The 11,991-nt window shown below is 39.7% G+C and carries 9 protein-coding genes and 2 pseudogenes; 6 read left to right on the top strand and 5 right to left on the bottom strand.

Annotated elements, in window-relative coordinates:
• Positions 1-16: 16 nt before the first annotated feature.
• The 3 genes and pseudogenes from SH603_RS07225 to SH603_RS07215 form a co-directional block, all read right to left on the bottom strand.
• On the bottom strand, positions 17-1,000 hold the full coding sequence (locus SH603_RS07225) for an aldo/keto reductase (RefSeq protein ID WP_169473672.1): 984 nt from the start codon (positions 998-1,000) through the stop codon (positions 17-19).
• Positions 1,001-1,165: 165 nt separating this feature from the next.
• Positions 1,166-2,086 (bottom strand): annotated as a pseudogene (gene glsA, locus SH603_RS07220) (glutaminase A).
• A gap of 53 nt (positions 2,087-2,139) precedes the next feature.
• Positions 2,140-2,478 (bottom strand): PepSY domain-containing protein, encoded by a 339-nt coding sequence (locus SH603_RS07215; RefSeq protein WP_065533125.1) that lies wholly within the window; start codon positions 2,476-2,478, stop codon positions 2,140-2,142.
• A gap of 164 nt (positions 2,479-2,642) precedes the next feature.
• On the opposite strand from SH603_RS07215, the gene SH603_RS07210 reads away from it, so the two are divergent.
• Positions 2,643-2,963 carry a thioredoxin family protein gene (locus tag SH603_RS07210; protein WP_078009436.1) on the top strand — a complete coding sequence of 107 codons (321 nt, stop codon included), beginning with the start codon at positions 2,643-2,645 and terminating at the stop codon, positions 2,961-2,963.
• A gap of 101 nt (positions 2,964-3,064) precedes the next feature.
• On the opposite strand, the gene SH603_RS07205 is transcribed toward SH603_RS07210, so the two are convergent.
• Complete coding sequence (locus tag SH603_RS07205; protein WP_094128766.1) at positions 3,065-4,396, bottom strand: ISL3 family transposase; 1,332 nt, start codon at positions 4,394-4,396, stop codon at positions 3,065-3,067.
• A 196-nt stretch (positions 4,397-4,592) separates the two neighbouring features.
• On the opposite strand from SH603_RS07205, the gene ytpR reads away from it, so the two are divergent.
• The 3 genes from ytpR to SH603_RS07190 all read left to right on the top strand — a co-directional run bounded on the left by ytpR (position 4,593) and on the right by SH603_RS07190 (position 7,476).
• Entirely contained in the window at positions 4,593-5,240 is a 648-nt protein-coding gene (ytpR, locus tag SH603_RS07200; RefSeq protein ID WP_085678885.1) for a YtpR family tRNA-binding protein, read from the top strand.
• Positions 5,241-5,366: 126 nt separating this feature from the next.
• Positions 5,367-6,671 (top strand): UDP-N-acetylmuramate--L-alanine ligase, encoded by a 1,305-nt coding sequence (gene murC / locus SH603_RS07195; protein ID WP_168240549.1) that lies wholly within the window; start codon positions 5,367-5,369, stop codon positions 6,669-6,671.
• 91 nt (positions 6,672-6,762) lie between these two features.
• Positions 6,763-7,476 carry a Bax inhibitor-1 family protein gene (locus tag SH603_RS07190; protein ID WP_003668494.1) on the top strand — a complete coding sequence of 238 codons (714 nt, stop codon included), beginning with the start codon at positions 6,763-6,765 and terminating at the stop codon, positions 7,474-7,476.
• Between the two features lie 202 nt (positions 7,477-7,678).
• Here SH603_RS07190 and SH603_RS07185 read toward each other — a convergent pair.
• Positions 7,679-8,356 (bottom strand): annotated as a pseudogene (locus SH603_RS07185) (YoaK family protein).
• A 123-nt stretch (positions 8,357-8,479) separates the two neighbouring features.
• Here SH603_RS07185 and polA point away from each other — a divergent pair.
• Positions 8,480-11,146 carry a DNA polymerase I gene (gene polA / locus SH603_RS07180; protein ID WP_169473113.1) on the top strand — a complete coding sequence of 889 codons (2,667 nt, stop codon included), beginning with the start codon at positions 8,480-8,482 and terminating at the stop codon, positions 11,144-11,146.
• Positions 11,147-11,160: 14 nt separating this feature from the next.
• A complete protein-coding gene (gene mutM / locus SH603_RS07175) occupies positions 11,161-11,991 on the top strand; it encodes a bifunctional DNA-formamidopyrimidine glycosylase/DNA-(apurinic or apyrimidinic site) lyase (RefSeq protein WP_169473114.1) in 831 nt (276 codons plus the stop codon).

Raw genomic sequence — 11,991 nt, 5'->3', positions numbered from 1 at the left:
TTGGTGGTTTTACCCCTTAGTCTGGATCTTTTAATGATTTACCACTCTTAATTTGTTTAAATTGATTGAATGCTTGTTCAATTGTTTGATATTCGTCAGTCGAAAGTTCAATTTTCATTGCTTTTGCATTAGAGAGTACTTGACGGGCATTTTTAGCTCCTGGAATCATCGCAGTAATGAGTGGATTTTGCAGGTACCATGCGAGGATTATTTGAGCAATCGTAGCATGATGGTTATCAGCAATTGGACGGACGAGATCAACAGCATGTAAGATTGTGCTGTAACGCGGTTCTTTAAAGTCTGCAATCTGACTGCGGATATCATCAGCAGGGAATGTTGCATCAGTGGTATACTTTCCAGTCAATAGTCCAGAAGCTAGCGGGAAGTAAGGGACAAAGCTGATCTTATTTTTATTCAGGTAGTCTAGCATTCCTTCCGTTAAATGATCTTGATGAAGAAGGCTGAATTCGTCTTCTACAATGTCAACATAACCATTCGCATTTGCCTCTTTAATTTGATCAAGACTGAAATTGGAAATTCCGATTGCCCGAATCTTTCCTTCTTCCCGTAATTTCTGCAGAGCACCGACTGCCTCTGCTTTCGGCGTATCATGATCAGGAAAGTGCAGATAGTAAATATCAATGTAGTCAGTTTGCAACCGTTTTAAACTGTCATTGACCTGCTTAGTAATAAAATCCGGATCATTATTAATAACTTCTTTACCCGTTGAAAAATCATGAGCGCCCTTTGTTGCAATGATGACTTTATGCCGATCGTAATCTTGAATGGCTTGTCCGATCAGTTCCTCTGAATGACCCAAGCCATAGACATAGGCAGTGTCTAATAAATTAATTCCATTATCTAAAGCAGTCTTAACAAGATCAATGCCGGCTTGATCATCTAAATCCGGGAAGAGATTATAACCGCCAACAGCGTTTGTTCCAAGACCGAGGGGATTTACTTTAACTTTTGAATGACCGATTGTTACTGGATACGTCATGATAAACTTCCTTGTTGGTGAAAGCGTATGCATCAATTACCTTAATTATACTAAAAGTATCCTTGGGATGTGCCTGAATATCTAATTAGAATAGTAAATTAAGGAAACTGAATTGAACGTTAAATTTAATTAAGTCGAGCCTGCTAAGGAAGGGAATATTTGCAACTAGTACCTAAAAATATCAAGCTTTAATTTTTTTCTGATGAGTTCAAGGAGTGCTAGCCCGGCAACACTATTACCAGCATGGTCGAGTGCCGGACTGAAAATTCCGATCCCATAATGATTGGGGGCAGCAGAAACTAAACCACCACAGACACCGCTCTTAGTGGGGACACCGATTTTAACGGAATAAGTTCCTGATTCATTGTAGAGGCCGGTCGTCATCATGACCGATTTTGTATATGTGGCGGCCTCACTTGAAATGATTCGTTCATTATTCCAAGGAGCGATCCCGTCATTGGCAAGGACGGCGCCGAGATTGGCTAAGCTTTGGCAAGTGACCATCATTGAACACTGCTTAAAATAGGTACCAAGGCTAAGAGTTACGTCATTGGTGAGGACTTCTTTGGCTTTGAGATAGTAAGCTAACGACCGATTCATATCCCCGGTTCGCAACTCTGATTGGTAAATCTCTTCATTGAGGGTGATATCGGGATCATTGCAGATTTTACGACTAAATTCAAGGATTTGGTCAAAGGGAGAAAGCCCATCTTGTTCTTCAATTAATGAACTGATGAGGATGGCACCACTATTAATAAAAGCATTGAGAGGATGTGCCTCTTTAGTGATTTCCATGTTAAGGATCGTATCGAACAGGAAGCCGGTTTGGCGTGTTCCCACTTGCTCTTCAACTGCTGACAAGCCTAAACGTTCAATGGCGTAGAGGAGGGTAATTACTTTCGAGACGCTTTCGATGGCAAACCGAACTTGCGATGCTCCTGCTTCTACTTTTTTATCATTTGTGACGTCGAAAAGGTAAACGCCAAGTTAATAAGGATCAACTTTTGCTAAAGCGGGAATATATGTCGCTACCTGTCCTTCGTCAATTTTGCTCCAACATTCTTGAATTGTGTCATTAAGATTCATGATAGTTCTCCTTTAATTAAAAAAGCTGGGAAAATTTGTCCCCAGCCTTTACTTTAGTTATTCTCAATTCGTTTTAATTCCAATAGACTACCAGTATACGCGTCAGCAATAAACTCGTAATCTACTTCTTCGCCATCTTCTAGACGAGAAACGCCGCCTTCATAAGCATGGGTTTTAACCGCAAATCGTTGGAAAGGTACTGCTTTATCATTGATCCAGCTACCGGTTAGAGAACCTTCACTTGCAAAATCGTTCTTGACTAATTTTAAGATCCGCTCAGCAGATATTTGGCGGTTACCAAAAAGTTTACCAGCGATAAAACCGGCGATTCCAGACGCACCTAATGTGACTGGAATCAGCCAGGGGTTGAGGGAGTTATTGTTTGCATTCATATGATTGCTTCCTTCACTATTTAAATTTAATCCGTTCTTAACTTCTCATTTATTCTATCATTTTTAATTATTAAAATCCAAATATCTAGTCCTTACAAGCAGATTACTTACAATAGATAAGAAGCATGGTATAATATTGCTAAAATGATATAAGGATGAGGATTATGGAAAGATTACCACAATTAAAAGAAGATCAATTAATTGAAACTATTGGCAATAGCAAGGTCGTCCTTTTCTTTACAGCTGGTTGGTGCCCAGATTGCCGTTTTATTAAGCCGGCAATGCCTGAGATCGAACAAGACTTCAGTGATTATACTTTCTATGAAGTTGATCGCGATGAAAACATCGACCTCGCTGCTGAATTAAATGTATTTGGAATTCCAAGTTTCATTGTATATGATAATGGTAAAGAAATTGGTCGATTTGTCAATAAAGATCGTAAAACTAAGCAACAAGTTGAAGATTTTTTAAACAATTTGAAGTAAAATAAGAAGGCTGTGAAAATAAAGGGACTGAATTATTCAGCCTTCTTTAGTTTTAAAGGCTCTTCGTCAAGAAGTACTGATGAGAAAATAAAATAATTTTACTAAGCAGCTTGTGCCTGGACTTTGGCATGAGCTGTTTGTTTATTTCTCCAGTTTATTGCAATGTAGGTATTTGGTAATGCAAGGAGGATTCTAATTCGGAAATTAAAGAAATTACGAAAGCCATAAGCAGTTCGTTTAATAACTTTAATTTTATTGTTAGTTCCTTCAACGGGACCATTTGTATAGGTATCATATTTAAAACTATTGTAAATTTCTTGTTTATGTCTGCGAAGAGTACGCTGAACTTTTTGCAGTGCTTGGGGAAGCTGCGTCCATTTAATCGCGAGTAAGTTTTTTAATTCTTTCTTACTACGATGAGCAATCACCAGAATTAAGTTTTGATAGTATTCATAAGCTCTTTTTAGTTCATTATCAAAGCTTAGAAGACGATGAATGACTTCAACATCAGTTAATTGAGCGTAACTAAAGTTACGCCTTGACCAATAATTATCATATTTAAGCTCATTAGCAGGCGTTAGGAGTAATTTCCAAAAGTGCTTAAGTGCACGCCATTTATGAGTGCCAGCACCGGCACGATTCATTACTTGGATCCTAATTTTGTTAAATGCACGATATGCTTGAGCAACAATATGAAAATGATCAGCGATAATTAAAGCGTGGGGGAAAAGCTCATGAATCAAATGGCGGTAAGGAGTGTACAAGTCAACCGTTACTGTTTGAACTGCTAAGCGTGCTGAACGGTCATATCGAAGAAAGTATTTTCGCAGATAGCTATTTTTACGTGACAAGATAATATCAAGCGTCCGCTTATTTTCAATATTCATTAGAATCATACTCATTCCGCTGGGGGCAAAGCGACCAGACTTAAAATCATCAAAGGCAATATGGCGAGGTAACCAATGATAGTTAGGCTTAAAAAACTGATCAAGATTTGTAATGACTCGTCTAATTGTCCAGTCAGAGACATTTAATTCTTTGGCTAAATCACTTTGTGATTCGTTTTTTGTTAGAAGCATCATTGCCCGTTGTTTTATCGCTAAAGAGATATGATTACGATAATGAATATCTTCAACGGCTGCTAATTTAGTAACTACTTCAGGACAAGAAGAAGAAGCTTTACAGATATATTTTTGCTTTTTAATCGACCAGATTGTTGGCTTAAAGTGAAGCTCTGGTCCCAAGCAATTAACTGTTTTATAGCCATTTTTACACATTAAGTGTCCACATTTTGGGCAATGCATGGGGTAAGTTTGAATAAGATGGACAATGATTTGATTAGGTTGATCTTCAATTGGGTTATCAAAATTCTTTTCATCTAGTTTGAGGTAAGGATCTTTAATTCCTAAGATAGTTTTGATAGAATTGTTCATGAAAGATGGTCCTTTCTTAGCGAAGACGGGGTCCAACCATCTTTCGCTTTTTTATTTTAAATTTTAAACAAATAAAGCCCTGATGTTAAATCCATCAGTACTTAAAATTGTAAAGCCGTTTTAAATTAGATTTTCATAGTCTTCTTTTTATGTAATAATATAAAATGGTAGATTATATTAGAGAGAGGAATATTTGATGTTAATTTCAAGTTACAATCCCAATGAATTAGGCGACATTTTAGTCGTTATTACCGCTCCAGATGCGGATAACCAAATTACTAAGATTGCTGATGATGTAGCTCAGATCACCGCTGAAAAAGATGGTGCATTACTTGGCTATAACTTTATGAACGCCAGCAAGGTCTTACCAGAATTAACAAGTGAAAACGGGCAAGTATTTTTGGATGCAGCCCAAGTTGAAAAATTAAATGCAAAGTTACAAGAAGCGGGCTTTGATAAGCTCTTAACGGCTGACGAAGATCCTAAATTTGTGGTCGGTTATGTTGAAAAGATCACTGACCATCCTAAGTCTGACCACTTAAAAGTAACGCAAACACGGATTGCTGATGATAAGACTGTCCAAATCGTATGTGGATCTCCTAATGTTGCAGAAGGTATTAAAGTCGTAGTTGCTCGGCCTGGTGCGATGATGCCAGACGGTAAGATCATTTGGCCTGGTCAATTGATGGGTGTTGATAGTGACGGAATGCTCTGTGGTTTCCGTGAACTACGGATTAAGAATGCTCCCGATGAAAAGGGCCTATTCATTATCCCTGATGACTGGCAAGAAGTCGGTGAACCGGTTGATTTTGCTAAGGCCGATACGTTTTACCCAGAAAACTAACAAAAAACAGCTGATTACTATTGCCAAAATTTTATAATGCTTTATTATTTAGTGAGGGATGGATCATAGTTACTGATCTACCCCTCGCATTTATTTTAAATTGAATTGTTGAAAGGAATTGGATTGATGGAACAAAATACATATTACTTTGTTGGTATTAAAGGGACCGGGATGGCCTCTTTAGCACGTATCCTTCATGACAAAGGACACCAAGTACTAGGTTCAGATATTGAAAAGGAAACATTTACACAAGCGCCATTATTAGCGGCGGGAATTAAAATTTTGCCATTTGATCCAGCCAATTTGAAACCAGGGATGATTGTTATCCAAGGAAACGCTTTTGATGATGATCACCCAGAGATTAAACGAGCACATGAATTAGGCCTTAAAATTTTAAGTTACCCTGAGGCTGTTGAAAATGAGGTTAAGAATCATACTAGTATTGGGATTGCCGGAGCACACGGTAAGACCAGTACGACTGCATTGTTATCACACGTATTAGCGGCAGTTGAACCAACTAGCTACTTGATCGGTGATGGAGTAGGTAAAGGAAATGCGGATGCACGCTTCTTTGTTTTTGAAGCCGATGAATACCGTGATCACTTCCTTGCCTACCATCCAGACTATGCAATTATGACAAACGTTGACTTTGATCACCCTGATTACTTCAATGATTTGGCAGATGTCCGTGATTCATTTGAAACATACGGTAAGCAAGTTCAACGGGCAATTTTTGCTTGGGGAGACGATCCTAGTCTTCGTGACTTAAATGTTGATGTTCCGGTTTACTACTATGGAACTAATCCAGATGATGATTTCCGGGCAGAAAGCATTCAACGGACACCAGAAGGCTCAACATATGATGCTTACTTCCGCGACCAAAAGCTTGGCACATTTACCATTCACTTATACGGTGAACACAGTGTTCTTAATAGCTTGGCGGTACTAGCGGTTGCATACATGGAGCACATGAACATGGATGAGATCCAACAGGAACTAGCCAACTTTAGTGGGGTAAAGCGTCGTTTCAGCGAAACTGACATTGCGGATACGACCATTATTGATGACTATGCTCACCATCCAAGCGAAATTAAAGCAACAATTGATGCGGCACGGCAAAAGTACCCAGATCGTGAAGTTATCGCTGTTTTCCAGCCTCACACATATTCACGATTGGCCGCTTACATTGATGGTTTTGCAGAATCGCTTAGCCGAGCAGATAAGACTTTTGTTACCCCAATCTTTGGCTCAATTCGTGAAAATGCTGGAAATGTTTCTAGTGCTGATTTGGAGCAACGGATTGAAGGTAGTGAAGGTATCGACATGGATACCATGGACAAACTTTTGCAATACCACAATGCGGTAGTTGTTTTCATGGGTGCCGGTGACGTTGAAAAGTACGAAGAAAAGTACAAAGAATTGTTAAAATAATTAAAGATTTACTTGAATGAAATGGTGGCCTCTGCTACCATTTTTATAATTAGTCAAATAAAGTCAAATTAAATAGAAAGAGGGAGTCTTGATGAATAACTTTTCTCAAGAGCCAGGGCGTCGGGTTGTTACTGACGCAGCTGGTTTGAATAGTTTCTTGACCCGAATGTATGGAAATATGACGCTGGCAGTTCTTGTTTCTGCATTTAGTGCTTACTTGACCATGGGGGTATTCCGGAGTGCGGTTTTCGGTTTCTTTAGTGCTCACCCTGGAATGGTTTGGGTTATCTTATTGCTACCGATTGCTTTGTCAATGGGGGTAAGCTTTAGTGCTACCCGGAACCCAGTTGGGGCATTTGTTATGCTGATGCTGACGGCAATAATCTATGGTGTCGAGTTTGCAATTATTGCTGGTGTTTATTCGGGAGCAAGCATTGCCTCAGCTTTCGTATCATCCGCGGCTGTTTTTGTCACGATGGCTTTGTATGGGACCATTACTAAGCGCGACTTAAGCAAGTTTGGTGCTCACGCGATGGCTGCCTTGATTGCTTTAATGATTGCTTACCTTATCAACATGTTCTTACAAAGTCCGGCCATTGCTTACATCTTCTCCTTTATCGCTGTTATTATCTTTACTGTTTTAACAGCTTGGGATGCACAAAAGATGAAGCAGATCTACATCAACTATGGTGGCGAAGTATCAACAAATGGTTTAGCTGTTCTAGGTGCCCTTCAATTGTACTTAGACTTTGTAAATCTCTTTATCTCACTTCTTCAAATTTTTGGAATGAGTGACCGAAATTAATTAAAAGTGAGTGTGAAACAACCTTCTCGACAAGGCGATGGGCTAAGCTAGGACGATGATTAGCACGGCACGGGCTGATTATCGTTCGTACTTAGACTCGAGCCTTGTGATTGTTTTGCACGTTATCTTGTTATTATATTGCAAAATAGTAAGAGGCTGTTGAAAACAAAAATTTTTCTCAGCCTCTTACTATTTTAAAAAACTACTTATTAACGTTTTTTCTTTTAGTTAAGTAATAAGAACTATCAGTTACGAGAATCAAAAAAGTGGCAATCCAGATAGTTTTCATTCGGAAAAAGGGAAGCAACTGCGCAGAAATGATCGCGCCGAGCGTAAAACAGATCACGATCATTAAATAACTAAAGGCAGCTGATCGTTGCGAGCGATCATGATGAAAATAATATTCGCTCCAGGCAACCGCAGCTTTTTTGACACTGCCGCTTGTAAAGACACTGTTATAGCCGAGCCCCTCGATTTTGCTAAAAGCGGCACTTTGCATTGCAAGCCCAAATGAAACAGCTGGTACCATCAAATAGTCAGGGAAGCTATCGGGGAGAAAACCGATAATTGCTCCTACTAATAAAATCGGCAATAGACAAACTACTCGCCAATAATCAGTTCTTAAATGGGCATGCAGGATGCTGACCATTGCTAATCCAAGAATAAATGCAATCAATGAGTCAAGCCGATCAACGACGCCGAGAAAATTATGGTTTGCTAAAGCGGCACTAAGAAAAATAATGTTGCCAGTTTAGGCTGCTGCCATTGTGCGCCCACATTTGATATATGTAAAAGCATCGATGAAGCCACCGCTAAAAGTGAGGAGCAGGGCAAAAAGACGTGCTTCTGCAGGCTTTTGATAGTTAATGAGTTTATCCATGAATTTCATCTCACATCTAATGTTTTTTCATTTTAATTATAGCTTAAATCTTTGGTCAAGAAACTAAACCATTACTATATTCTCTGGTACAATTACTATTAGCGATAGAAGGGCGGGAATTAAATGACAAAACAATTATTGTTAATTGACGGAAATAGTATTGTTTTCCGGGCATTTTTTGCTATGCATAATCAAATGGACAAATTTACAAATAAGGACGGCTTGCATACAGCTGCAATTTATGGCTTTAAGTTGATGCTTGACCATGTGTTGCAAAACTTTAAACCGGATGCGGCTTTAGTAGCCTTTGATGCAGGAAAAGTAACCTTCCGGACGAAGATGTATGATGACTATAAGGGTGGTCGAAACAAGACGCCTAATGAATTGACCGAGCAGATCCCTTATCTGTGCGAATTGATCAAAGACTCTGGATTACATAGTTATGAATTAGCTAACTATGAAGCTGATGATATTATCGGTACTTTGGCTAAGCAAGCGGATGATGCTGGCTACAAGACGTTGATCGTAACTGGAGATCGAGACCTTACCCAGTTAGCAAGTGAGAATACGACCGTTGCTGTTACCCACAAAGGAGTTACTGATACGGAGCACTACACGCCAGCGCATGTCGAAGAAAAATTAGGAATTACGCCGCGCCAAATAATTGATATGAAGGCACTGATGGGTGATTCTTCCGATAATTATCCTGGTGTAACTAAAATCGGGGAAAAGACTGCAATCAAGCTTGTAAAACAGTTTGGTTCAGTTGAAGAGCTTTATGACCATATCGATGACCTCAAAAAGAGTAAGATGAAAGAACATTTGATTGAGGATGAAGAGGTTGCTCGCCAATGTAAGACATTAGCAACAATTCTTCGGGATGCTCCGATCAAGATTGGTTTAGATGATCTGCAATATCAGGGCCCACAAACGGATGACTTGATTAAGTTTTACAAAGAGATGGGCTTTAAATCTTTCTTGAAAAAGATGGATATCGATGGGGCTGGAGAGGAAGACGAAGCTGAGATTGCTCCAATTGACTACACAGTTTTAACTAAAGATAACTTAGATGAACTAGGACAATTAACGGGTGAAGTAAGTTTTTACCTTGAAATGCCAGAAGAAAATTACCACACGTCACCATTCGCTGGTTTTGTGATCGGCAATGAAGGACACTGGTTTACGAGTCGAGATGTGGACCTGCTTAAAGAGGCGCCTCTCAAGGATTTACTCCAGAGTGATAGTGTTAAGAAGAATGTCTTTAATGCCAAGGCACAAATCGTTGGGCTTCATCGCCTCGGTATTCCGCTTGAAAACATTAATTTTGATCTACTTTTGGCATCTTACCTTCTAAATACTAATGATAATAGTAACGACCTGGGACAAGTAGCTCAGGAACACGGTTACGATGATGTCCGAACAGATGAGGAAGTTTATGGTAAAGGTGCTAAGCGCGCTGTGCCTGATGATGATAAGACCTTCTTTAGTCACCTGGCTACGAAGGCGCGGGCAATTGAACAGCTGCGCAAGGATTTTTTTGCCAAATTAGACGAAAATAAGCAAACGCCACTATATACTGATATTGAATTACCGCTAACCCGGGTTCTTGCAAAAATGGAAATTGCGGGTGTCCATGTAGATGCACAAACTTTGAAAGATATGGGTAGTAAATTAACTGAACGGCTATCAGAAATTGAAAGTCAGATCTATCAAGAAGCTGGCGAGGAATTTAACATTAACTCTACTAAGCAACTAGGCCATATTCTGTTTGAAAAATTGAAATTACCAGTGATCAAAAAGACCAAGACCGGCTATTCCACTGCAGTTGATGTGCTGGAGAAGTTAGCTGATAAGTCACCGATTGTTGAGCAAATTTTGGAATATCGTCAAATTGCTAAGCTTCAATCTACCTATATCACTGGTTTGCTGAAAGTTATCCATTCAAATGACCAGAAGATCCATACGCGCTACTTACAGACATTAACGCAAACTGGTCGCTTGTCTTCTGTTGATCCTAACCTGCAAAATATTCCAGTACGGTTGCCGGAAGGGCGCTTAATCAGAAAGGCATTTGTTCCTAGTCATGAAGGTTGGCAAATCTTCTCTTCAGATTATTCGCAAGTTGAATTACGGGTTCTTGCTCACATCACTGGTGACAAGAACCTTCAGGAAGACTTTAAGAATGGTGAAGATATTCATGCTAGTACAGCTCGCCGAATTTTCCATCTAGCCCCTGATGCCGAGATTGACCGTAATATGCGGCGTCGGGCAAAAGCAGTTAATTTTGGAATTGTTTACGGGATTAGTGATTACGGACTGGCACAACGGATTCATGTTAGTCGTGCAGAAGCTCATGAATTTATTCAAAATTATTTCCATGAATTCCCCGGTGTAAAGAAATACATCAATGACACAATTGCGTTTGCTAAAGAAAATGGTTATGTTGAGACGATTACTCACCGTCGTCGTTACTTACCAGATATTCATGCCAAAAGTTTTAGCAAGCGATCATTTGCAGAGCGGACTGCAATGAATACGCCAATTCAGGGGAGCGCTGCTGATATCATTAAGATTGCGATGATCCGGATGCAAGATGAACTTGAGAAACGCCATCTAAAGGCAAAAATGCTCTTGCAGATTCATGATGAATTAGTCTTTGAGGCTCCAAAGGAAGAAATCCCGGTTCTATCGGAATTGGTGCCAAAAGTAATGGATTCGGCCGTTAAGTTGGATGTGCCGCTTAAAGTAGATAGTAAGTATGGGGATACCTGGTATGACCTTAAAAAATAGATCGGAGGAATTAAATGCCTGAATTACCAGAAGTTGAAACTGTTCGCCGCGGTTTGCTGAAGATTGCCGCTAAGCGTAAAATTAACGCGATCGATGTTTATTATGGTAAAACGATTACCAATGACGTTGAAGATTTTCGGCAGGCGTTGATTGGACAGACGATTGAAAATGTTGATCGGCGAGGGAAATATCTTCTTTTTCGTTTTACTAATGATTTGACGATGATTTCACACCTTCGCATGGAAGGAAAATATTACAACCAACCGATTGGCGGACCAATTGATAAACATACCCATGTTGTCTTTGAATTTACGGACGGCACGGAATTATGTTATCAAGATACCCGTAAATTTGGGCGGATGACACTGGTAAAAACCGGTGATGAGATGAATGTCGGCGGATTGAAGACGATTGGCCCTGAACCGACAGAAGACGCCTTTACGTTGCCATACTTTACAGCTGAATTAAAAAAGAGTCGGGGAAAGATTAAGCCATTCTTGCTTAATCAGCGTCATGTCGCCGGTCTGGGTAACATTTACGTTGATGAGGTACTATGGATGACGGGGATAAATCCGGAGCAACCAGCCAATACTTTAACGGCTAGCCAGATTACTGAATTACGGAAAAATATTATCAAAGAATTGGCGACAGCGATTAAGTACAAGGGAACCACTGTGCATAGTTTTACGAATGCATTTGGTGATGCCGGCGCTTTCCAAGATTGCTTAAAAGCTTATGGTCATGCGGGGGATGAATGTCCGCGTTGTGGCACGAAAATGGTTAAAATTAAGGTTGCTGAACGTGGAACGACACTTTGTCCACACTGTCAAGTATTGAAGGAATAA

It is taken from the genome of Limosilactobacillus reuteri (assembly GCF_034259105.1).
GTDB classification, from domain to species: Bacteria; Bacillota; Bacilli; order Lactobacillales; family Lactobacillaceae; genus Limosilactobacillus; species Limosilactobacillus reuteri_G.
The sequence above is the reverse complement of the archived record's forward strand: the minus strand, read 5'-3'. Positions and strand labels throughout refer to the sequence as shown.

Bases quoted from the DNA above. Each gene is read 5' to 3' on its own strand.
- murC (WP_168240549.1), top strand. From the start codon at position 5,367: ATGGAACAAAATACATATTACTTTGTTGGTATTAAAGGGACCGGGATG.
- SH603_RS07190 (WP_003668494.1), top strand. From the start codon at position 6,763: ATGAATAACTTTTCTCAAGAGCCAGGGCGTCGGGTTGTTACTGACGCA.
- SH603_RS07205 (WP_094128766.1), bottom strand. From the start codon at position 4,396: ATGAACAATTCTATCAAAACTATCTTAGGAATTAAAGATCCTTACCTC.
- SH603_RS07225 (WP_169473672.1), bottom strand. From the start codon at position 1,000: ATGACGTATCCAGTAACAATCGGTCATTCAAAAGTTAAAGTAAATCCC.
- mutM (WP_169473114.1), top strand. From the start codon at position 11,161: ATGCCTGAATTACCAGAAGTTGAAACTGTTCGCCGCGGTTTGCTGAAG.
- polA (WP_169473113.1), top strand. From the start codon at position 8,480: ATGACAAAACAATTATTGTTAATTGACGGAAATAGTATTGTTTTCCGG.
- SH603_RS07210 (WP_078009436.1), top strand. From the start codon at position 2,643: ATGGAAAGATTACCACAATTAAAAGAAGATCAATTAATTGAAACTATT.
- SH603_RS07215 (WP_065533125.1), bottom strand. From the start codon at position 2,478: ATGAATGCAAACAATAACTCCCTCAACCCCTGGCTGATTCCAGTCACA.
- ytpR (WP_085678885.1), top strand. From the start codon at position 4,593: ATGTTAATTTCAAGTTACAATCCCAATGAATTAGGCGACATTTTAGTC.